Source organism: Nitratireductor luteus, assembly GCF_026162365.1.
Taxonomy (GTDB): Bacteria; Pseudomonadota; Alphaproteobacteria; order Rhizobiales; family Rhizobiaceae; genus Chelativorans; species Chelativorans luteus.
Genome location: NZ_JAOANW010000004.1, coordinates 1 through 22,036 on the forward strand (window position 1 = coordinate 1; position 22,036 = coordinate 22,036).

18 protein-coding genes are annotated in these 22,036 nt (G+C 62.7%); 7 read left to right on the forward strand and 11 right to left on the reverse strand.

The window, feature by feature from the left end:
* Positions 1 to 128: 128 nt before the first annotated feature.
* Complete coding sequence (locus N1058_RS05215; RefSeq protein ID WP_265516452.1) at positions 129 to 1,607, reverse strand: aminotransferase class V-fold PLP-dependent enzyme; 1,479 nt, start codon at positions 1,605 to 1,607, stop codon at positions 129 to 131.
* Between the two features lie 108 nt (positions 1,608 to 1,715).
* On the opposite strand from N1058_RS05215, the gene N1058_RS05220 reads away from it, so the two are divergent.
* On the forward strand, positions 1,716 to 2,180 hold the full coding sequence (locus N1058_RS05220) for an Lrp/AsnC family transcriptional regulator (protein ID WP_265516453.1): 465 nt from the start codon (positions 1,716 to 1,718) through the stop codon (positions 2,178 to 2,180).
* A 135-nt stretch (positions 2,181 to 2,315) separates the two neighbouring features.
* Here N1058_RS05220 and rhaI read toward each other — a convergent pair whose 3' ends face one another.
* Together rhaI and N1058_RS05230 are read right to left on the reverse strand one after the other, a co-directional pair.
* Positions 2,316 to 3,599 carry an L-rhamnose catabolism isomerase gene (gene rhaI, locus N1058_RS05225; RefSeq protein ID WP_265516454.1) on the reverse strand — a complete coding sequence of 428 codons (1,284 nt, stop codon included), beginning with the start codon at positions 3,597 to 3,599 and terminating at the stop codon, positions 2,316 to 2,318.
* Positions 3,600 to 3,606: 7 nt separating this feature from the next.
* The gene (locus N1058_RS05230; RefSeq protein ID WP_265516455.1) at positions 3,607 to 5,709 is read right to left on the reverse strand and encodes a bifunctional rhamnulose-1-phosphate aldolase/short-chain dehydrogenase; all 2,103 of its coding nucleotides are present in this window, start codon (positions 5,707 to 5,709) and stop codon (positions 3,607 to 3,609) included.
* A gap of 185 nt (positions 5,710 to 5,894) precedes the next feature.
* Between N1058_RS05230 and N1058_RS05235 the strand changes: the two genes are divergently transcribed.
* The 6 genes from N1058_RS05235 (at position 5,895) to N1058_RS05260 (ending at position 12,792) form a co-directional block, all read left to right on the forward strand.
* Positions 5,895 to 6,704 (forward strand): DeoR/GlpR family DNA-binding transcription regulator, encoded by an 810-nt coding sequence (locus tag N1058_RS05235; protein WP_265516456.1) that lies wholly within the window; start codon positions 5,895 to 5,897, stop codon positions 6,702 to 6,704.
* A gap of 58 nt (positions 6,705 to 6,762) precedes the next feature.
* Positions 6,763 to 7,761, forward strand: coding sequence for a rhamnose ABC transporter substrate-binding protein (rhaS, locus tag N1058_RS05240; protein ID WP_265516457.1), 999 nt, complete (start codon positions 6,763 to 6,765; stop codon positions 7,759 to 7,761).
* Positions 7,762 to 7,852: 91 nt separating this feature from the next.
* Positions 7,853 to 9,403: a sugar ABC transporter ATP-binding protein gene (locus N1058_RS05245; protein ID WP_265516458.1), complete on the forward strand. Its 1,551-nt coding sequence runs from the start codon at positions 7,853 to 7,855 to the stop codon at positions 9,401 to 9,403.
* A complete protein-coding gene (locus N1058_RS05250; RefSeq protein WP_265516459.1) occupies positions 9,400 to 10,383 on the forward strand; it encodes an ABC transporter permease in 984 nt (327 codons plus the stop codon). Before N1058_RS05245 ends, N1058_RS05250 begins: the two co-directional genes overlap by 4 nt.
* Positions 10,380 to 11,378, forward strand: coding sequence for an ABC transporter permease (locus N1058_RS05255; RefSeq protein ID WP_265516460.1), 999 nt, complete (start codon positions 10,380 to 10,382; stop codon positions 11,376 to 11,378). Before N1058_RS05250 ends, N1058_RS05255 begins: the two co-directional genes overlap by 4 nt.
* 22 nt (positions 11,379 to 11,400) lie before the next feature.
* Entirely contained in the window at positions 11,401 to 12,792 is a 1,392-nt protein-coding gene (locus tag N1058_RS05260) for an FGGY-family carbohydrate kinase (RefSeq protein ID WP_265516461.1), read from the forward strand.
* Positions 12,793 to 12,845: 53 nt separating this feature from the next.
* Here the strand turns inward: N1058_RS05260 and N1058_RS05265 are convergent, their stop codons facing one another.
* The 8 genes from N1058_RS05265 to N1058_RS05300 all read right to left on the reverse strand — a co-directional run bounded on the left by N1058_RS05265 (position 12,846) and on the right by N1058_RS05300 (position 21,946).
* A complete protein-coding gene (locus N1058_RS05265; RefSeq protein ID WP_265516462.1) occupies positions 12,846 to 13,343 on the reverse strand; it encodes a methyltransferase family protein in 498 nt (165 codons plus the stop codon).
* A 179-nt stretch (positions 13,344 to 13,522) separates the two neighbouring features.
* Positions 13,523 to 14,299, reverse strand: coding sequence for a 3-hydroxybutyrate dehydrogenase (locus N1058_RS05270; protein ID WP_265516463.1), 777 nt, complete (start codon positions 14,297 to 14,299; stop codon positions 13,523 to 13,525).
* A 57-nt stretch (positions 14,300 to 14,356) separates the two neighbouring features.
* On the reverse strand, positions 14,357 to 15,505 hold the full coding sequence (locus N1058_RS05275; RefSeq protein WP_265516464.1) for a patatin-like phospholipase family protein: 1,149 nt from the start codon (positions 15,503 to 15,505) through the stop codon (positions 14,357 to 14,359).
* 152 nt (positions 15,506 to 15,657) lie between these two features.
* Positions 15,658 to 16,704, reverse strand: coding sequence for a sensor histidine kinase (locus N1058_RS05280; RefSeq protein ID WP_274709167.1), 1,047 nt, complete (start codon positions 16,702 to 16,704; stop codon positions 15,658 to 15,660).
* A complete protein-coding gene (locus N1058_RS05285; protein WP_265516465.1) occupies positions 16,701 to 17,138 on the reverse strand; it encodes a response regulator in 438 nt (145 codons plus the stop codon). The genes N1058_RS05280 and N1058_RS05285 overlap by 4 nt, the downstream gene beginning before the upstream one ends.
* A complete protein-coding gene (locus N1058_RS05290; RefSeq protein WP_265516466.1) occupies positions 17,135 to 18,592 on the reverse strand; it encodes a sensor histidine kinase in 1,458 nt (485 codons plus the stop codon). The genes N1058_RS05285 and N1058_RS05290 overlap by 4 nt, the downstream gene beginning before the upstream one ends.
* A 133-nt stretch (positions 18,593 to 18,725) precedes the next feature.
* Entirely contained in the window at positions 18,726 to 20,600 is a 1,875-nt protein-coding gene (locus tag N1058_RS05295; RefSeq protein ID WP_265516467.1) for a KUP/HAK/KT family potassium transporter, read from the reverse strand.
* A gap of 56 nt (positions 20,601 to 20,656) precedes the next feature.
* Positions 20,657 to 21,946 (reverse strand): MFS transporter, encoded by a 1,290-nt coding sequence (locus tag N1058_RS05300; protein WP_265516468.1) that lies wholly within the window; start codon positions 21,944 to 21,946, stop codon positions 20,657 to 20,659.
* Between the last annotated feature and the right edge of the window lie 90 nt (positions 21,947 to 22,036).

The following is a 22,036-nucleotide window of genomic DNA, read 5'->3' on the forward strand; positions in this document are numbered from 1 at the left end:
TCTTCCCTGCAGCCCCTTTTTCCCGTTGGGTGTGGGGGCGGGCGCCCCCCCCCCCCCCCCCCCACCGCTCCATCCGCTTGTTTCCGCATTTATGCGGACGCCGGGTGACTCCACCTGACGGCAAAATGCTATAGCGCTTCCGCAAGGACGGGAGGGCAAACCGCGTCCGCCCTGTGCCTGAACCGGGCCGTTGTCGGATCGAAGTCGTAAGTCTCGACGAGGTTTTCCGCTTCGTGCGAAAGCGTGTCGACCGCTTCGATGATCTGGTCAGCGCGCTTGTCGCTCATCAGGTAGCTGAAATTGAGGCGCACCCAGCCGGGTTTTTCCATCTCACGGCCTGCGCGGATCTCTGCAAGAAGGGCGTGCGAGCGCCTCTCGTCGATGCCCAGCAGCGCATGGGCGTAAGGGCCGGCGCAGGCACAGCCGCCGCGCGCCTGCACCCCATATTTGTCGCTCAGCATGCGCGTGAAGAGCTGCTGGTGGATATGGGTGCCGCCGGCGGCGCGGACCCGGAAGGAAAAGATCGGCAGGGCCTTTGCCTGCCCGTTACCAAGAAGCTCGATATGCGGGTTTTGCGACCAGCGCGCCAATGCGCGCTCGCGAAGGGCCTGGTCCCGTGCGTCGATGAAGTCCTGCCCGACCGCGTTCTTGACGATCAGCGCGAGCGCGGCGCGGACATCGCCGACCACATTGGGCGTGCCGGCCTCTTCCCGTGCGGCGATGGAGGCGGAATAATCGTGCCCCCAGGGAGAAACGAAGGTGACCGACCCGCCGCCCGGCGCGGTCGGACGGTTGGTGCGCACTATGTCGTCGCGCAGGACCAGGACGCCGGTGGCGCCGGGGCCGCCGGGAAATTTGTGCGGCGAAAAGACGATGGCGTCCTTTGCCTCGGCGGCTCCGGACTTCATGTCCATGGCGAGATATGGCGCACCGCCGGCATAGTCCCAGATGGCCAGCGCGCCGGCCGACTTCAGCACCTGCGTCACCGCATCGGTGTCGGTCAGGATCCCGGTGACATTCGAGGCGGCGGAGAATGCGCCCACCTTGAGCGCTGCATCGCGATTGGCTTCCAGAGCCGTAGCGAGCGCTTCAAGGTCGGGCCCGCCGCGAGCCGCCTCGGGAATGGCGACGATCTCTGCCCCGCTTTCCCGCCATGGCAGGATGTTGGAATGGTGCTCGTATGGGCCGATGAAGACGACCGCCCGCTGGCCGCCCGCGACCATCTGCGGAATCTGCAGCAGGCGGACCAGCTTGTTTATGCCCGCAGTCGCGCCCGAACCGCAGAAGACGACGCTTGTCCGCTCGCCTGCCTTCACGCTTTCCGTCACGATCCGCCGCGCTTCCTCGCGCAGCCGGGTTGAATAGGAGCCGCAGAAGGAGGCTTCGGTGTGGCTGTTTGCATAGTAGGGAAGCACGCGCTCACGCACGAAATCCTCGACCTGTGCCAGCGCCCGTCCAGACGCCACGTAATCGGCATAGATCAGCGGCTTTTGCCCGAACGGGCCGTCGATCATCGCGCTCTCGCCGATCAGCCCCGCGTGAAGTCGCTCGGGCAGGTTCTCGCCTGCAAGACCGTTTGCAAAATCGTCGAGCACACCGCTAGCCATCGATCTTTCGCCTCCATCCAACACGAGAAGGAAAGGATCGCACATGGATCGGCAATCAAAAGCAGAATAAAACTTGAGGTATGTCGAAATATCAGATCAAATGACAACATGAAGGCAGAAAAACTAGATCAATTTGACCTGAAGATATTGCGCACGCTTCAACGCGACGCCTCGCTGTCGCAGCGTGACCTCGCAGACCGGGTGGGGCTGTCGCAAAATGCCTGCTGGCGCCGCCTCCGCGCGCTGGAGGAGAAGGGAGTCATCGTCGGACGCACCTTGCGGCTCGACCGCGACAGGCTGGGCCTGGGCCTCGTCGTCTTCGTGATGGTCAAGACCCGGCACCACTCCGCGTCCTGGCTTCAGACTTTCCGCCAGCACGTCTCCAGCATCCCCGAGATTGTGGACTTCTTCCGCATCGGCGGCGACTACGATTACATGCTGCGTATCGTGACGACGGACATGGCGAGCTACGATACCGTCTATCAGCGGCTCATCCAGAAAGTGGAGCTCGATACGGTGACTTCCTATTTCGCCATGGAGGCAATTGAGGAGCGCCGGCCCCTGCCGATATGAGCGTTCCTTTGGCCTTTGCGGTCGGCGGACCGGTCTAGAGAAATTTCAGGAAAAGTGGGAGCTGGTTTTCCATCCGGAATTGCGTGAAAATCAAACAGTCGGATCATTTGACCGTTTCCGTGTAGGGCAGCCGCCTCAGACGATCCCGCCGCCGCTGCCCTCTACTGCGGGACGGCTGTCGGTGATCCTTTTGCGGTAGGAACTGGCCCGGTAGGTGGCGACCGGGTCGACCGCGCCGCCGGCCTTCAGCCGAGCGCTGGCAAGAATGGGCTCGACATCGGTGCGGAAGGCTTTCTTGAGCGTCTCGCTCGCCATCAAGGCATCATTCGCCTCCTGCGCTCTGATGAGCGCCTGTCGGTCGACCAGCAGCGCCTGCGCATAGGCGCGCCGCACCTCGCTGGCTGAAACCATCAGGCTTTCGATCGGGTCCGTCACGTTGTGGCTCTGGTCGAGCATATGGGCCGGCTGGAAACCCGGCGCGTCGCGCCGTTCCGCCTCGACCAGCTCGTTGAAGACCAGGAACAGCCGGTAGGGATCGATCGAGCCGGCGTCGAGATCGTCGTCGCCATATTTGGAATCGTTGAAGTGAAAGCCGCCCAGCTTGCCGAACTGGATCAACCGCGAGACGATCATTTCGATATTCACGTTCGGTGCGTGATGGCCGAGATCGACGAGGCAGTAGGCTTTCGGCCCAAGCTCCTTGGCGATGAGGTAATTCGTGCCCCAGTCCTGCACGACCGTCGAATAGAAGGCCGGTTCGTAGATCTTGTGCTCGGTGAAGACGCGCCAGTCCTCGGGCAGGGCGGCATAGACGGTCTTCATCGAGCTCAGGTAGCGCTCGAATGCCCGGGCCAAATCGCTCTGACCGGGGAAATTCGAACCGTCGCCGATCCACACCGTCAAGGCCTTGGAGCCGATCGCCTCGCCGATCTCGATACATTCGAGATTGTGCTCGATGGCCTGCTGACGCGTCGCGGCGTCCGTGTGCGACAGCGAGCCGAATTTGTAGGAATGACGCTGGCCCGGCTGATCCTGAAACGTGTTGGAGTTGATGGCGTCGAAGCCCAGGCCGAAACGGGACGCTGCTTCCTTCAGGGACTGCGGGTCGGCCCTGTCCCAGGGGATGTGCAGCGAAATCGTCGGCGTGGCGCGCGTCAGTTGATGGATGACGGCGCAGTCCTCGATCTTGTCGAATATGTTGCGCGGCTCGCCGGGACCGGGAAAGCGCGCGAAGCGCGTGCCCCCAGTGCCTACGCCCCAGGAGGGAATGGCGATGCCGAAGGCGGCGGCCTTGTCACGGATCTCATCGATCGACACGCCGTGTCGGTCGAGCTTCTCACCGAGCGCGGCGTAATCGCGATCGAGGCCGGTCAGTCGGGCGGCGTTCTCGCGCTCACTGCTGTCGATGATGTCCTGCATGGTTCCCTCAGCGCGTGAAAGATTGTGCATTGCCGGCATCGACATTCACGATGTTGCCGGTCGATTTCGCCGCCATGTCGGAAACGAAGAAATAGATGGCCTCGGCGATGTCTTCAGGAAGGACGCTGCGCTTGAGCAGCGAGCGCTTGCGGTAGTGCTCCTCCAGCTCGTCCGGGCTCATATTATAGGCCGCCGCACGCTGTTCGCGCCACTCGCTCGACCAGATTTTCGAGCCGCGCAGCACTGCGTCCGGATTGACCGTGTTGACGCGAATGCCGAATTCGGCGCCCTCCAGAGCAAGGCAACGGGCGAGGTGGATTTCGGCAGCCTTGGCCGTGCAATAGGCGGCGGCGTTGGGCGAGGCTGCAAGCCCGTTCTTTGAGGCGACAAAGACGATCGAGCCGCCATTGGCCTGCGCTTTCATGAGACGGAATCCCTCGCGCGCGACGAGGAAATAGCCCGTCGACAGGATATCCATGTTGCGGTTCCACATGGCAAGATCAGTCTCGTCGATGGGAGCCGACGAGGAAATTCCGGCATTGGAGACGAGAATGTCGAGCCCGCCATATTCGCGCGCCATCGCCGTGAACGCGTCGGCCGTTTCGCTCTCCGATGTGACATCAAGCCTGACGGTGCGCACCACATCCGCCGAATGCCGGCCGGAAAGCTCGGCCTCGGCGGCTTCGAGGGCGGTCTCGTCGATATCGGCCAGCATCACGCAGGCGCCGTCCGCCAGAAGCCGCTCGGCCGTCGCCTTGCCGATGCCGCCGGCGCCGCCGGTGATCAGCGCCACCCTGCCGGCCAGCGGGCGGGGCTTCGGCATGCGCTGCAGCTTGGCCTCCTCCAGCACCCAGTATTCGATGTCGAAGGCTTCCTTCTCCGGCAGTCCCATATAGGATGAGACGCTGGAGGCGCCGCGCATGACATTGATGGCGTTGACGTAGAACTCAGCGGAAATTCGCGCAGTCGCCTTGTCCTTGGCGAAAGTCAGCATGCCGACGCCGGGTACCAGATAGACCACCGCATTGGGGTCGCGCATCGGCGGGCTGTCGGGTTCCTTGCAGCGTTCATAATAGGCGGCGTGGCCTTGGCGATAGGCCTCCAGCGCCGCGTCGAGCCTGGCGACGGTCTTGTCGATATCCGGCTTTTCCGGATCGAAATCGATGACGAGCGGGCTGATCTTGGTGCGCAGGAAATGATCCGGGCAACTGGTGCCGAGCGCCGCCAGCTTCTCCATGTCGCGCGCGGCGATGAATTCCAGCACCGCAGGCTGATCGTCGAAATGTCCCACCTTGAACTGTGACGACGAAATCTTGCCGCGGATGATCGGCATCAGCCGCGCCGCTATGGCCTGGCGCTCGGCCTCAGCCAGCGTTTTTCGCACGGGTCCGCCAAAGGCGGGCTTGCCTTCGCTCTCGGCCGCGAACCATTCGATGGCGCGGTTGATGATTTCTACGGTCGTCTCATAGCATTCGCGCGCCGTGTCGCCCCAGGTGAAGAGCCCGTGGCTTTCCAGCACGACGCCCCTGGCATCGGGGTTATCCTGGCAGAATTTCTCCAGCCACAGGCCGAGCTCGAAGCCGGGCCGTTTCCATGGCAGCCACCCGATCTCACTGCCGTAGATTTTTCGGGTCAGTTCCCTGCTGTCCTTCGCCGCGGCGATGGCGATGACGGCGTCGGGATGCATGTGGTCGACATGCTTCTTCGGCACGAAGGCGTGCAGCGGCGTGTCGATGGAGGCGGCGCGGGGATTGAGGTTGAAGGTGCAGTGCGGCAGGTAGCCGACCATCTCGTCTTCGTGCTCGACCCCGCGGTAGAGCCCTTTCAGCGCCTGCAGCTTGTCCATATAGAGCGTGGCGAAACCGTCCATGCCAATGGTGCCGACATCGCCGCCGGATCCCTTCACCCACAGCACTTCGACCTCGTCTCCGATGAGCGGGTCCCTCTCCATCGCCTTTGCCGAGGTGTTGCCGCCGCCGTAATTGGTGATGCGCTTGTCGGAGCCGAGCAGGTTGGAGCGGTACAGAAGACGCTCCGGCTCGCTCATGGACTGCGCCTTCGCCTCGTCCCAAAGGTTGGCAAGCCGCGTGCCGTCGCGCGTATCGAGCATGAATTCCTCCCTTGCAGCACCCGTTGAAGGCGCACATCCTTTCCCGCAAGGTCTCAAACGGGGCCTGCAATGTCAATCAGAAACGATCAACTACGATCATTGTGCGTTGCAATATGCGCTAAATTGATCAGAAATGATTGACAATGCGCGTTTCCAATGCGCTAATCGGCACACAGGGAGGAAGCATGCACGAGAAAGAGCGCCATCGGATCATCTTGTCCGCGGTCCAGGAAAAGCCGGTCGTGACCGTGCAGGAGATCGTGGAGATGACGAGCTCGTCGGAAGCCACGGTCCGCCGCGACATCGCCGCCTTGCATGTGCAGCAGCGGCTGAGGCGCGTGCGCGGCGGGGCGGAGGCGCTGACGCCGCCGCAGGTGATCGGTCTTGCCGGGCGGCCCTTCCGCGTCAACGAGACGATGCACGCCGGCATGAAGCGCGCCATCGCGCAGAAGGCGGTCGAACTGTGCACCGATGGCGAGCCGATCATCATCAATGGCGGCACGACGACCTTTCAGATGGTGCACTATTTGGCGGCGCGGCGCATGCCCATTCTCACCAACTCATTCGCCATCGCCGATCATCTTCTCAAACATTCGAAGAACACGGTGGTGCTGCCCGGCGGCACGATCTACCGCGAACAGAACATTGTCCTTTCGCCCTTCGACAACGACGTGACGCGCAATTTCTATGCAAAGCGCATGTTCATGGGCGCGCAAGGGCTGGGGCCGCTCGGCCTCATGGAAGGCGATCCGCTTCTGATCCAGGCCGAGCAGAAACTGATCGACCAGGCCGACGAACTGATCGTTCTGGTCGATTCCACGAAATTCCGTCAGCGCTCGAGCCTCATCCTGTGCGGGCTGGAGCGCATTTCGACCGTCATCACCGATGACGGCGTGGAGGAGCGCGAGGCGAGAATGCTCGAAGAAGCGGGCGTCCGGCTGATCGTCGCTCCGATACCGGAAAAGGACAGGGAGGTATCTTCGCTGCCGGCGTGAGGGGAGGTCTCACCCGCGGCGCTGATGGAACACAACCAACGTTTGAGGGAGGACTTTGATGAGACTTTTCGGGAAACTAATGGCGGCGGCTGCCATGTCCGTCGCATTCACGCTCAATCCGGCGCAGGCGCAGGATGACGTCAAGATCGCGCTGGTGGTCAAGGCGCTCGGCATCGGCTTCTTCGAAGCGGCCAATGAAGGCGCCAAGGAGGCCGCCGAGGAACTGGGCGGCGTCGAAATCATCTATACCGGCCCCACCGACACCACGGCGGAGGGCCAGATCGAGGTCATCAACTCGCTGATCGCCCAGAATGTCGACGCCATCGCTGTCTCGGCCAACGACCGGGACGCACTGGTGCCGACGCTCAAGAAGGCGATGCAGCGCGGCATCACGGTGATCTCCTGGGATTCGGGCGTGGCGCCGGAAGGCCGGCAGATGCACCTCAACCCTTCGTCCAACGCGCTGATCGGTGAAATGTGCGTCAAGATGGCCGCCGAGCACCTGCCGGAAGGCGGTGGCGACGTTGCCATCCTGTCGGCTTCCGCGACGGCCACCAACCAGAACATCTGGATCGAGGAGATGAAGAAGGTCCTGCCGAACTATCCGGGCGTCAATATCGTCGCCACGGTCTATGGCGACGATCTGGCCGACAAATCCTATCGCGAGGCGCAGGGCCTCATCCAGTCCTATCCGGACCTGAAGGCGATCATCGCCCCCACCTCGGTCGGCATCGTCGCGGCCGCGCAGGCCGTCACCGATGCCGGCAAGGCGGGCGAGATCAACGTCACCGGACTCGGCCTGCCGTCGGAAATGGCCGGCCACGTAAAGTCCGGCGCGTCGAAAAGCTTCGCCATCTGGAATCCCATCGACCTTGGATATTCGGCCACCATGATCGCCTACAATCTGGCGACCGAAAAGGCCACGGCCGAACCGGGCGCCGAAATCCCTATGGGCCGCATAGGTTCGGTGAAGCTCGACGACAACAATGAGGGCGCAATGGCCGAACCCTTCGTCTACGACGCGTCGAACATCGACGACTTCAAGGACATATTCTGATCGGACAAGCATTCCCCGACCGCCTGCTACGGCAGGCGGTCGGGGCAGCTTCACAACGGATTTCAGGCAGATCTGGAGCGCCCGCCGCATCATGTTGAATTCGGCAAGCCCGGCAATCGCGCAGCATGCGTCCCCATCGGCGACCCAGCCGCTTCTGACGCTGGACGGCGTCAGTAAATCCTTTCCCGGCGTTCGCGCGCTGTCCGAGGTCGCGCTCGACCTTTACCCCGGAACCGTCACCGCGCTTGTCGGAGAAAACGGCGCGGGAAAATCCACGCTGGTGAAGATCCTGACCGGCATCTATCAGCCCGACGAGGGCACGATCACGCTTGCCGGCGAACCGGTGTCGTTCTCCACCGCCTATGATGCGGCCCGTGCCGGCATCACGGCGATCCACCAGGAGACGGTGCTGTTCGACGAGCTTTCCGTGGCCGAGAACATCTATCTCGGCCATGCGCCGCGCGGCCCCTTCGGCCTGATCGACTGGAAGCGCATGAACAAGGACGCGGCGGCGCTTTTGCGGCGCGTCGGCGCCGATATCGATCCCGAAGCCAGGCTGCGGGGCCTGGGCATCGCCAGCAAGCACCTGGTCGCGATTGCCCGCGCTCTTTCCGTCGAGGCGCGCATCGTCATCATGGACGAACCGACGGCGGCGCTGTCGCACAAGGAGATCAACGAACTCTATGAACTGGTGGAGCGGCTCAAGGCCGAGGGCAAGGCGATCCTGTTCATCTCGCACAAGTTCGACGAGATTTTCCGCATCGCCGACCGCTATACGGTTTTCCGCGACGGCGAATGCGTCGGTGCCGGGCTGATCGCCGATACGAGCCATGACGAGCTGGTGCACCTGATGGTCGGCCGCTCGGTCGACAAGATATTTCCCAAGACCGAAGCCGAGATCGGCGAGAAGGTGTTCACCGTTTCCGGTTACAGCCACCCTACCGAGTTCGCCGATATCGGCTTTGAACTGCGTCGCGGCGAAATCCTCGGCTTCTACGGGTTGGTTGGCGCCGGGCGCAGTGAGCTGATGCAGGCGCTGTTCGGCATCACCCGACCCTCCAGGGGGGCGGTCAGGATAGACGGCGAAGTCGCCGTCATCCGGAGCCCGGCCGAGGCCATCCGGCGCGGCATCGTCTACGTGCCGGAAGAGCGTGGCAGCCAGGGCGCCATCGCCGGCCTGCCGATTTTCCAGAACGTCACGCTGCCCTCGCTCGGCAAGACGACCCGCGCCGGCTTCCTGAAACTTGCCGAGGAATTCAGGCTGGCGCGCGAATATACGAGCCGCCTCGAACTGCGCGCCGCCGCCCTCGATCGCGATATCGCCACCCTTTCGGGCGGCAACCAGCAGAAGGTGGTGATCGCAAAATGGCTGGCGACAAAGCCCAAAGTCATCATCCTCGACGAGCCGACCAAGGGCATCGATATCGGCTCCAAGGCCGCGGTGCATGAATTCATGAGCGAGCTGGCGTCGGAAGGCCTGAGCATCATCATGGTGTCTTCCGAGATACCGGAAGTGCTCGGCATGGCCGACCGGGTGATCGTCATGCGCGAAGGGCGCATTGTGGGAGAGTTTGCGCGCGAGGGGCTGGATGCGGAAACGCTGGTAAGAGCCGCGGCCGGCATAGACAAGGTACAGTCATGATCTCCCGGTTTCTCAAATCGCGCGAGGCACTTTTGGCCGGCGCCATCGTTCTTCTGACGGTCCTGATCGCGATCCGCTTCCCGGCTTTCGTCAGCGCTGCCAATCTTGTCCGCGTCTTCAACGACACGTCCATCCTCATCATTCTGGCGCTGGGCCAGATGATGGTGATCCTGACACGCTGCATCGACCTTTCCATGGCCGCCAATCTAGCGCTGAGCGGCATGGTGGTTGCCATGCTCAACGCGGCGATACCCGGCATTCCCGTACCGGCGCTGATCGCGCTGGCGATAGCCGTGGGCGCTATTCTCGGCGCCTTCAACGGCATCTTCGTGTGGAAGCTCGACATTCCGCCCATCGTCGTCACGCTCGGCACGCTGACGATCTTCCGCGGTCTGGTCTTCGTCCTGTCCGGCGGAGCGTGGGTCAACGCGCACCAGATGAGCGACGCCTTCAAGGCATTTCCGCGTGCCGTGTTCTTCGGCCTGCCGGTCCTCTCCTGGGTCGCCATTTTCATCGTCGTGCTGATGACGGTTCTTATTGGCCGTACGGCGCTCGGCCGCGCCTTCTATGCGGTGGGCGGCAATCCGACGGCCGCCGTCTACACTGGCATAGACGTCGGGCGCACCCGCTTCGTCGCGTTCACCCTCGCCGGGGCCTTGGCCGGCCTGTCCGGCTATCTATGGATTTCCCGTTACGCCGTCGCCTATGTCGACATCGCCGGCGGCTTCGAGCTCGACATAATCGCCGCCTGCGTGATCGGCGGTATTTCCATCGCCGGCGGCATCGGTTCGGTCGGTGGCGCGGTGCTGGGCGCGCTCTTCTTCGGCGTCATCAAGAACGCCCTGCCGGTCGTCAACATCTCGCCTTTCTGGCAGCTCGCCATATCCGGCGCCGCCATCATCGTGGCTGTTGCCTTCAACGCCCGCGCCGAGCGCCGGCGTGGTCGCATCATCCTGCGTCAATCGGAGGCCGCCTCATGAGCGACACCACCGCCCGCGCCATTCCCGACCGACTTGAAAGCCGCTGGACGACCTGGCTCAAGAGCTGGGAGATGCTGCTTGTCGGCGTGGTCGTCTTCGTCTTCGCGGTGAACGCATACGCCTCGCCCTACTTTCTGAACGCATGGAACCTTTCCGACGCCACGTTCAATTTCACCGAAAAGGCGATGATCGCCATGGCCATGGCGCTTCTGATCATCGCCGGCGAGATCGACCTGTCGGTGGCCGCCATCATCGCCCTTGCCTCGACCCTGATGGGGCTGGCGCTGCAATATGGCGCCGGCACGCCGGAGCTGGTCATGATCGGACTTGGCGTCGGGCTTCTGTGCGGCGCGTTCAACGGGCTTCTGGTCACCGGACTCGGCCTGCCTTCCATCGTCGTCACCATCGGCACGATGAGCCTGTTTCGCGGCATCGCCTATATCATCCTCGGCGACAAGGCCTTCACCGGTTATCCGGTCGATTTCGCCTTCTTCGGCCAGGGTTATGTGTGGTGGGTGATCTCCTTCGAGCTGGTGCTGTTCCTGTTCATCGCGCTGATCTTCGGTGTCCTGCTGCATGCCACCTATTTCGGCCGCATGGTCTACGCCATCGGCAACAACGCCACGGGAGCGCTGTTTTCGGGCATCCGCGTGGCGCGGGTGAAATTCATCCTGTTCCTGCTCACCGGCCTGATGTCGGGCGTGGCCGCCGTCTGCCTCACCTCGCGCCTCGGCTCGACGCGGCCATCCATCGCCTTTGCCTGGGAACTGGAGGTGGTCACCATGGTGGTGCTCGGCGGCGTCAGCATATTGGGCGGTTCAGGCAGCATTCCCGGCGTCGTGCTCGCGGCCCTCATCATGGGGCTCGTCACCTTCGGATTCGGGCTCGCGAATGTGCCTGGCATCGTCATGTCGATTTTCATCGGCATGCTTCTCATAGGCGTCATCGCAGCGCCGATCGTCTGGCGCCGCCTGCGCGGGGAAAGCGCCAATTGATGAAGTTCGAACCCAGCAAGCCATGACCGGCCAGCCGCGCCATATCGCCGTCATCGACATCGGCAAGACCAATGCCAAGCTGGCGCTTGTCGATCTGGCGTCTCCCCGGGAAATCGACCACAGGCGCATGCTCAACGCCGTGCTGGCGGACGGCCCATATCCGCATCACGATGTCGACCGCCTGTGGCGCTTCATCCTCGACGGGCTGGCTGAACTGCGGCAGCAGCATCCCATCGACGCGCTTACCGTCACTACCCACGGCGCGACCGCCGCTCTTCTCGACAGCAAGGGTGGCTTGGCCCTCCCGGTGCTAGACTACGAGCATGGCGGCCCCGACGCTCTCGCCTCCGACTATGACGCGGTACGGCCCGATTTCTCCGAAAGCGGCTCGCCGCGCCTTCCCGCCGGGCTCAATCTCGGCGCGCAGCTTTTCTGGCAATCGCGCGCCTTTCCTTCCGCCTTTGCCAATGTCGCGGCAATCCTCGCCTATCCGCAATATTGGGCATGGCGGCTGACGGGGATTGCGGCCAACGAAGTAACCTCCCTCGGCTGCCATACCGATCTATGGGATCCCGCCGCGGGCGATTTCTCGTCGCTGGTCGACCACCTGGGTTGGCGGGCACTGATGGCGCCGGTGAGGCCGGCGGGCGATGCGCTCGGGCCGGTGCTGCCCGATATCGCCGAATACACCGGCCTCGAACCGACGACACCAGTGCTATGCGGCATCCACGATTCCAACGCATCGCTCCTCCCGCATCTCCTGTCGCGCCGCCCGCCCTTTTCTGTCGTTTCGACCGGTACCTGGGTAGTGGCGATGGCGGTGGGCGGCAAGCCGGCAGCCCTCGATCCGGAACGCGACACGCTCATCAATGTCAGCGCTTCCGGCAGCCCGGTGCCCTCGGCGCGGTTCATGGGCGGCCGTGAATATGCCCTGCTGACAGAGGGGCTCGAAGAAGGCTGGACGGAAGACGATGTCGCAGCCGTCCTGTCGAGGGGCATCTTACTTCTGCCCTCGGTGCAGCAGGGAAGCGGCCCTTTCCCCAAAAGCCGGACCGCATGGGTCGCCGATGGCGAGATCAGTTCCGGGGAGCGGCAGGTGGCGGCCTCGTTCTATCTGGCGATGATGACAGCTGTCTGCCTGGATCTGATAGGAGCCGACGGCGTGACTGTCACCGAAGGGCCATTCGCCGCCAACGGTCTGTTCCTGCGCATGCTGTCGGCAGCCACCGGCCGCGGCGTCGTCGCCGACCCTGGCAGCGCCACTGGCACGAGTATAGGCGCGGCGCTGCTTGCAATGGGTTCCATGGTCAAGTCAGGCAAGGAAGATGAGATCGTCGAGGGCCCCGGTCGTCTCTGGAGCAGCTATGGGCGCCGCTGGGCCGCCGAAATCGAACGTCGCAAGCCTCCAGCATAGTCGGAGCACGGCGCAAAATGAAACAGTGACTACATCCGATCCCGATAAGCGCTTCAGAGCATTCGCATGATCGTCGGCAGGAAGCCCGTGTGCTGCAGGTGCTCGATCCCTTCCAGTGCCGGAAAGGCTGCCACGAAGAACAGCCCGTCGAGGAAAGTCCGCTTGAGCGCGGTCGGTGAGAAAACGGCCTCGGGGAGTTCGCGATACTGCGAGAGCTTGGGCCAGAACATCGGCGTGCTCGCCGCATAGGAGGCGTATTCCGCCCCGAAGAGCGTGCGGAGATGTTCGCTTTCCTTGGCGGCGGTGATCGTGAAAACGGTGAAGGCAAGAAGCCCCAGCAAGAGCGCCGCGATGACCGATCCATAGATCAATCCGACGCCCGCGGCACCGATCGTGGAAAAGAGATAAAGGGGGTTCCTCGTCATGGAGTACGGGCCGGCGGTGACCAACTGCCGGTTCTTCCTGGATCCCACATAGAGGATGCTCCACATCCTGCCGCCCACGCAGACAAGGATCAGCCCGAGCCCCGTCATTTCCAGGAATTCATGCACATCCCCACTCCAAAGGGGGCGCACGAACAGAAGGGCGCATGCGAGCGCCAATCCTCCGAACCGAACGATGCGAATGCGCGTCCTTTGATTGACAGGCTGTTGCCTCGCGGTTGAACCATCCACTGAAGAGCACCTTTCCCTTTGATATTGCGGCGGTTGGCGGAGCGCCGTGAGCAGTTTCAGTTCATGTTCCAACCATGGCTGACGACCATCGATTGTCCGGTCAGCGCATTTGTCTGGAAGGCGGCGAAGAGCAGCGCGACTTCGGCGACATCTTCTATCGTCGTGAAGGTTTTGTCGACCGTCTCGCCCAGCATGATCTTCTCGACGACTTCCTGTTCGGAGATGCCCAGAGCCTGTGCCTGCTCCGGGATCTGCTTTTCCACGAGCGGCGTCTTAACGAAGCCTGGGCAGATGACGTTCGCGCGCACGCCATGCGCGGCACCTTCCTTGGCGACCACGCGCGCCAGGCCGAGAAGGCCGTGCTTAGCCGTGACATAGGCGGATTTGAGCGGTGAAGCCTCCTTGGAATGGACCGATCCCATATAGAGGATGGCGCCGGAGTTTTTCGCATACATGTGTGGGAGTACGGCCTTCGTGGTGAGGAAGGCACCGTCGAGATGGATTGCCAGCAGTCGTCTCCACCCGGCGAACGGAAACTCCTCCAGCGGATGTACGAGCTGGATGCCGGCGTTGGAGACGAGGATGTCGATGTCGCCGAAGCTCTCCATGACCACGGAGATGCCGGCATTCACCTCCAACTCATTCGTGACGTCCATCCGCAGCCCGATGGCGATGTCTTCGCCTCCGAGCCGGCCAGCTGCCTCGCGTGCCGCGCCCGCGTTGATGTCGGCAATCGCAACGCGCCCGCCGGCCGCCACGAAGCGTTCGGCGATGCCATAGCCTATTCCGCTCGCTGCGCCCGTGATGACGGCCACTTTTCCGTTGAGCTGCATACTGGTCTCCTTTGTTTCTCGCGGGCGCCGGCAGAGCGACGCCCGGCTTGAGCAACGTCAGTTAAGGTCGGTCTGCCCGATGTCGCAGACACGCACACCGGCCAGATCGCTGGGCGGTTCCAGCCAGAGAGGATGACGCAAAGTGCGCTGCGCATCTTCGTGGCCGGCGCGCCAGTGCTCCTCCATCGAGGCTTTCGAGAATTCGTAATCGAGCGCCTGCCCCTCATAATTTCGACGGCGATAGATCAGATGCACGATCGAGACCTTGTGGTCTGCCCCGAGGTCTCTCAGCCGCTGCATCTCCTCGCTCTGCTTCGCTTCCGGGGGCAACTGATCGAAAAGCTGTGCTATGGCGCGCCTTAGCGCGTGCCTTTCGCGGAACTGATCCGTGTTGAGGCGGGTGCGGCTGGAATAGACGATCTGCTTGCGCCGCATTTCCAGTTCAAGCAGGTCGCGCGGCAATTCCCCCCGCGCACTGAACAGGTCCACCTGGAAAACGAGCGTATCCTGGGCGGGGCCCGCGTCGAGAACCTGGCTGAGCGGTGTGTTGGACACCAGCCCGCCATCCCAATAGTGCTCGCCGTTGATGCAAATCGGCGGAAAACCCGGCGGGAGCGCGCCGCTCGCCATGACATGGTCGGCGGTGATCCGCGTTTCGCTACTGTCGAAATAGGCAAAATTGCCGAGCCGGATATTGACGGCACCGAGCGAGAGCCGCGTTCTGCCCGAATTGATGCGGTCGAAATCGACAAGCTGCTCCAGCGTTTTGCGAAGCGGCGCGGTGTCGTAGGCACTGAGCGCGCCGGGAGCACGATTCACCCAGGAAAACATCGAAGGCAGCCGCGGACTGAAGAACCCTGGCTGTCCGCCGGCCATCGATGCGCCAGCGCTCATGGCGTTGAACATGCGGCGCGCGTCGCCACCGGAGATCGGAGCCGGCCAAGGGAAGGCCGATGTCACCAGCTCCCAGAATTCTGTAAGCCGGGACAGCCTGTCCACCGGCTCGTTGCCGGCGATGATCGCGGCGTTGATGGCGCCGATGGAAATGCCGGAAAGCCAGTCGGGTTCGTAGCCGGCTTCAGAGAGGCCCTGGTAGACACCGGCCTGGTAGGCCCCAAGTGCTCCCCCGCCCTGAAGCACGAGCGCGGTCTGCGCATAGCCGTTAGGGCGAGTGACATGGGTCCTTGAAGTAGTCGGGGTCGGCATGGTTGGCACCGTCTGTTTGGGTGTAGACAGCACCGCAAGAACCGTGCCATGTCGCCATGTCCTTGTTTTTCAGGCACTTCGGCGAAAGGCCGCAGTCCCGTACGCGACCCAGGTGGTGGATTTCAGCCGTCCCCCTGGCGGCAGACGACCGCTCAAGGCTCCAAGGAGAAGTCCAGTATGACGCGCGTACCGCGGTGTTCCGCGCCCTGGACCACCGAGGCTGCGAGCTTGTCGGCCATGGCATCGATGATGAGACGCCCGATCCCCGGCGAGCTGGGCGCCGGCTGCGGGGAACCGACGCCGTCATCTTCCACGCAGAGGCGGACGATACCTTCGGATATTTTCCGAAGAGACACGCGGATCGGGCCACCGCCGCCGGGATAGGCGTATTTCAATGCGTTGATGATGAGCTCGGTCACGATCACCCCGACGGCGACGGCACGATCCGGATCGAGCGTAACGGGATCGGTGGCCAGTGACAGGTGCCGGCATGCGCCATCGCCGGAGGAAGCGGAGATGTCCGTGACAAGTGCCTCCAGATATTGATCGAGGGACACCGAGCGCACGTCATCGGACGTGTAGAGCCGCTTGTGGATCTGCGCCACCGCCAGCACACGGCCGTGAGCGGCGGTCAGGGCCGCTTGCGCATCGATATTGGAAGAGAGCTGCATATGGAGGAACGAGCAGACGAGCTGCAGACTGTTTCCGACACGGTGGTTGACTTCCCGCAGCAGCATGGCCCTCTCGGCGGCGAGCGCTTCGAAACGATCGCGTGCCGCGCGCACTTCGGCCTCAGCCGCTTCCTTTTCGCGGCGCAGCCGTGCCCCTGCGAGGGCGCCCTCTATCGCAGCCTGCAGGAGGGGAAGAAACTCGTAGCCGATATCCTTGATCACGTAATCGGCCGCACCTGCCTTGAGAGCCGCGATGGCGATACGGCCTTCCTCGCTTCCCGTCACATAGACCACCGGTGGCGGCGCAGGCTCGGCCTGAATGGCGGCCAGCGTCTCCAGGCCGCCGCAGCCCGGCATGTAGTGGTCCAGTGCCACGACGTCGAAGGCGGCGGTCCGCAAAAAGGCGAGCCCTTCCTCTCCGCTTGCCGCGATCTCGACGAGATAACCCGCCCGCTCGAACCGCTTCCGTACGAGCCTCGCAAGTGCCGGATCGTCGTCGATATAGAGAAGGCGAGCCTGCGCCATCATGAGGTCTCGGGTATCTGGATCACGGAAAAGAAAAGGCCGAGTTGGCGGATCGAGTTCGCGAAGCTCTCATAGTCCACCGGCTTGGTGATGTAGACATTGCAGCCGAGATCGTAACAGCGCTGGATTTCGTGCTGGTCGTCCGTCGTCGTCAGCACCACCACCGGCGATCGCTTCAGGTACTCGTTCGCTTTCAGGCGTTTGAGGATGTCTATGCCGGACATGTCCGGCAGATTGAGGTCGAGCAGGATGAGGAGAGCGTGGCCCCGGTGTTCGCTGCCCGACCCGTCCTCCCCGAAGAGATGGCGTATCGCGCTCGTGCCGTCGGATAGCGAGACGATTTCGTTGCGAACGCCGGCCCGCCTTATGTTCTTCTCGATGAGCCGTGCGTGACCCTCATCATCTTCGATCATGATGATCGTAACGTGTTCCGTCATTGAGTTGTCTCCAACATTGTGGCCGGCGGCCGTGTGGGGAAGGTGACCGTGAAGGTGCTCCCCCGACCGGGTTCGGAGCGGACATCGATGGCGCCACCAAGGCGGCGGACAAGGGTTCGTACATGGGTGAGCCCGATTCCTTCTCCCGGCCGGTCCTGCGGGCCGGAGCGGCGGAAGATGTCGAATACCCTGCCCATGTCCTTCGCTTCTATCCCGCGCCCATTATCCTGCACTTCGTAGACATTTCCTGTGGGAACGACATGCCCTGTGACGCGGATCTGCCCCGGCGTATCGTCGCGCAGATACTTCAACGCATTCTCCAGGAGGTTGCCGAAAATCTGCTCCAGCGCCAGGCGGTCGCCATGAAACGGGGGCAGGGGCTCCACTGTTATGGAAGCGCGGTTTACTTGTGCCTGGTATCCCAACCCGTCTGCGATGGAGCCGACCAGCTCCGTCATGTCGATCGGCTCCAGACGGAACTCCCTGCGCCCTTCGCGAGTCAGCTTCAGGATCGCCTTGATAAGGCGATCCATGCGCGCGATGGAGCTTTTGATGAAGGAGAGGGCCTCATCGAAATCTCCCCTCAACGCAGCTTCGGGCCCGGCTCCCCGCCGGTTGAACAGGTCTTTGCGCATGACTTCCAGTTCGCTCGTGAAACCCATGATGTTGACCAGCGGTGCACGTAAATCGTGACTCACGACATAGGCGAAGTTCTGGATCTCCTCATTGGCCTGGCGCAGCTCCGCCGTGCGTCTGGCGACGGTTTCTTCGAGGGATTCGTTGGCCTCCTTCAACGCCTTCTGTGCAGCCATCATGCGCCGGATTGAGTGACGGACGATGATGATCGAGGCGGCCGCAAGGAGAAAGATCAGAAGGATGCCGCACAGGCTTGCCGCCAGAAATTGTCGCGCTCTCCGGCTGGATGCTGCAAGTTCACCGGCGAGCAGACGTTGTTCCTGCTGGACGAGTTGCCCGACCATCGAACGGATTTCCTCCGCTTTCGATCTCTCCAGCAGTTCGGGAATAACCGCAAGCGGACCCTCCTGTTCACGCCGTCCGGCAGCCTGTTCCAGCATGGAAAGTTCATCGGCGATCGCCGCTCGAAGCTCCGCGAAGAGCACCGACTGCGTGGTCCCGTTCGTCTGCTTCAGAGCGTCATCGAGTTGCGCCAGTGCCGCATCTATGGCCTCGGCATCGGCCTGGACGTCCTCCCGATAGCGCGGATCGCCCGCCAGGAGGTAGCTGCGCTGGTTGCTTTCCGCGCGCCAGACGAGCCCCTGGAGCCGCGCGAGCTTTTCTTTGACTTCGAGCGTTTGCAGGGCGCGGGCGGAATCGGCATCCGTCTGTGCAACCAGCCATACGGACGTCCCGCCGATCAGCAGCAGGAGGGCGAAGCCGAGCGCCAGGAGCACCGGCTGGAGGGTGGGTGAAAGGGCAGGTGCTCTGGCGGTCACAACCGGAACTTTTTTGTTTCAAGACGGGCGCTCATCGATGGGGTCGCTTCCGTGGAGGATGATACACGACAAAGCATTTTCAGAGGCCGGTCTCCGGTATCCGATCGGTGGAAGAGTTCAAGCATGCGGCCTCCTAAACGACAAGGCTTCGGCCGACGATGATGGTGCGGCCTTGCGGAAGGGCGAAGCGATCGGCGTCGCGTTCGGAATTCCGGGCGAGGAAGGCCGCGATATGTGTGAGCACGTCTTGAAAGTTGCGAACCGGGCCCAGGGTGACCATTCGTTCGATCCCGACAATGTAGATGACATTCTCCGCTTCGATGTTGGAATCCCGCAGGACGGGCGCCAGCATCGCTGGCAGCCGGACATCCTGCATGTATCCCACGCTGAGAGCTACCTGCATGATGCCCTTGCCAATTCGCGAGCAGGTGGTCCGTTGGGTAGAGGGCACCCGCGGCCGCTCGGAAACCTCCACCGTCACGACGATCACGGAGCTGAACATCACGCCCAGCAGATCGTGAAGGAGAATGAGCGCCAGGGGCGTCATGCCCTCCGAGCGGGTCAGGAATACCGCCGTCTTGTCCCCGATACGCCTGGTAGCGGGATCGGCGGCAAAGTCGGGTAGCGGCATGGCGTAACGTCGCTGCTTCGCTATAAGATGGTCGAGCCCGCGCCGCCAGCTCAGCATCACCAGGAGGATGAAGGCGCCAATGGCAAGCGGCAGCCATCCGCCATCAGCAATTTTGGAGAGATTCGCCGCCAGTAGCCCGAGATCGATGGCCAAAAGCAGCGCCGCCACACCGGCGAGCCAACTGGGGGCCCAGTCGCGGAAACGATTTGTTCCGGCAACAAAGTGTATGGTTGTTACCACCATGGTTATCGAAACCGCGATGCCATAGGCCGATGCAAGGCTTGCGGAGGAGCCAAAGGTGATGACGATCGCCATCGTGCAGACGGCCAGAATGGCGTTGATCCGGCCTATGTAGATATCGCTTTCGTTGAGCGGCGAGGTGTGCAGCGTGCGCATTGGCGGAAGGTAGCCAAGCTGGACCGCCTGCTTGGCAAGGCTGAAGGCGCCGGTGATGATGGCCTGGGACGCAATGATGGTGGCCAGCGTCGCCAAGACCAGCATGGGCATGCGCAGGGCTGAGGGGACGAGCACGAAGAACGGGTTTTCGAGCGCTGTCGGATCCGTCAGCAGCAGCGCGCCTTGGCCGAAATAATTGAGCAACAAGGCGGGCAGCACCAGGGAGAACCAGGCGCGCTGGATCACCGGTCTTCTGAACTGCCCGAGATCGGCATAAAGGGCCTCCGCGCCGGTAACCGCAAGGAAGACAGCTCCCAGGATGGCCATTGCCGACCATGGTTGTGCCAGGAGAAGCCAGAAGCCGTGACGCGGATCGATGGCAGCAAGAACCGCCGGCTCATGCGCGATGCCGATAGCGCCCAGCGAGCCGATGGCAACGAACCAGATCAGCATCATGGGTCCAAGGAACCGGGAGATCGATTCGGTGCCGAAGCGCTGCACGAGAAAGACGCCAGCAAGGATGACGACCGCAATCGGCACCATGAGCGGGTCCAGAGCCGGCATGACCACTTCAAGGCCCTCGACGGCCGACAGGACCGAGATCGCCGGCGTCAGGACGCCGTCACCAAGGAGGGTGGCTGCGCCGAGCAGGCCGAAAAGGAGGAGCAATCTTCCCGTGCGCCTGTCCCGACGCGGTTTCAAAAGGGTGAGAAGCGCCAGTATGCCGCCTTCCCCGTCGTGATCCGTCCGCAGGAGAATCAGGACATATTTCAGCGTCACCACGATGTTGATGCTCCAGAAGAGCAAGGAAAGGACACCGAGCACCTGGGTCTGATCGAAGCCGGTCGGGTCCTGCGCGGCGACCACACCTTGACGCAGCGCATAAAGGGGGCTCGTGCCGATATCGCCGAAGACGATGCCGAGCGCCGCCAGTTCGGCGCCGCCGCGGGCTCGGGGCGCTGCAACGGAAATATCTGCCATCGTTTTATTCATCCAGAGTGCGACCGCTGGGCCGGAGGTCGGATTGCATCGTCGGGTTATGGAGTGCTTGGACGCTCTCGGGCCGGTCCGGTCGGCGGCACGATGCTCGGACGAGGCCTCGGCCTGCTCGCTTTGCCGAATGCGATCCCCTTCGCTTCGGCGCCGAATCCGGCCAACAGCGCGACAACGACGGCGATCACGCCGACCACAGCCGCCAGTGCAAAGGCGTAGTCGTTGCCATAATGCTCAGCGACACCGGCCTGCATGGTGGCGTTGGCAGCCGCGATGAGATTGCCAAGCTGGTAGGTCAGGCCGGGGAAGGTGCCGCGCAGCTCATCGGGCGAGAGCTCGTTCAAATGAGCGGGGATGATGCCCCAGGCGCCTTGCACCGCGAATTGCATCAGGAACGCGCCCGTTGCCAGGAGCGCGGGCCCGGACGAATAGACCCAGAGCGGGATGGCAGGCAGCGCGAGCAGCGCGGCGATCACGATCCCCCGCCGCCGCCCGATCCTTTCGGACAGCATGCCGAAGGTGATGCCGCCAAGGATTGCGCCGATATTGTAGATGACGGCGATCGTCCCGACCGTAGTGGTGGAGAGTTTGCGCTGTACCTCGAGGAATGTCGGGTAGAGATCCTGCGTGCCATGGCTGAAGAAGTTGAAGGCCGTCATCAGGAGGACTGCATAGACGAAGAGCCTTGCGTGTTGCCTCAGCACAGCCCATGGCCTGGCGCGTTCCTTCCTGTGTTGGCGCTCGAGGAACACCGGCGATTCATCCACTTTGGTGCGGATGTAGAGCACGATGAGCGCCGGCAGCGCGCCGAGCATGAACATGCCGCGCCAGCCGACCAGCGGGAAAAGCAGGAAGAAGACCAGCGAAGCGACGAGATATCCCGTCGGATAGCCCGCCTGCAGCAGCCCGGAGACAAGCCCCCGCATCTTCGGCGGAATGGTCTCCATGGTCAGCGAAGCCCCTACACCCCATTCGCCGCCCATGGCGATGCCGTAGAGCGCACGCAGGATGATCAGCGTCGTCAGGGTGGGCGCGAAGCCGGAGGCAAATTCCAGAGCCGAATAAAGCAGAATGTCGAACATCAGGATCGGCCGCCGCCCGAACCTGTCCGCCATGAAGCCGAAGATGAGAGCTCCCAGCGGCCGCATTGCCAGTGTGAGTGTGATTGCGATTGTGACGCTCGCGATGTCTGTGCCGAATTCGCTGGCCACGTATTTCATCACGAAAACCAGAATGAAGAAGTCGAAGGCGTCCAACGTCCAGCCCAGAAAGCTGGCGATCACCGCATTGCGCTGCTGCGATGTGAGCGATCTGAGGTCCGATAGTGCTGACATGGTTTCTCTCCTCGTTGCCGAGTGACGGCTTTCATGGAGGACGGATGAGCGGACGGATACCTCCCGGGCGCCGCAGCCCTCCAAGCAACT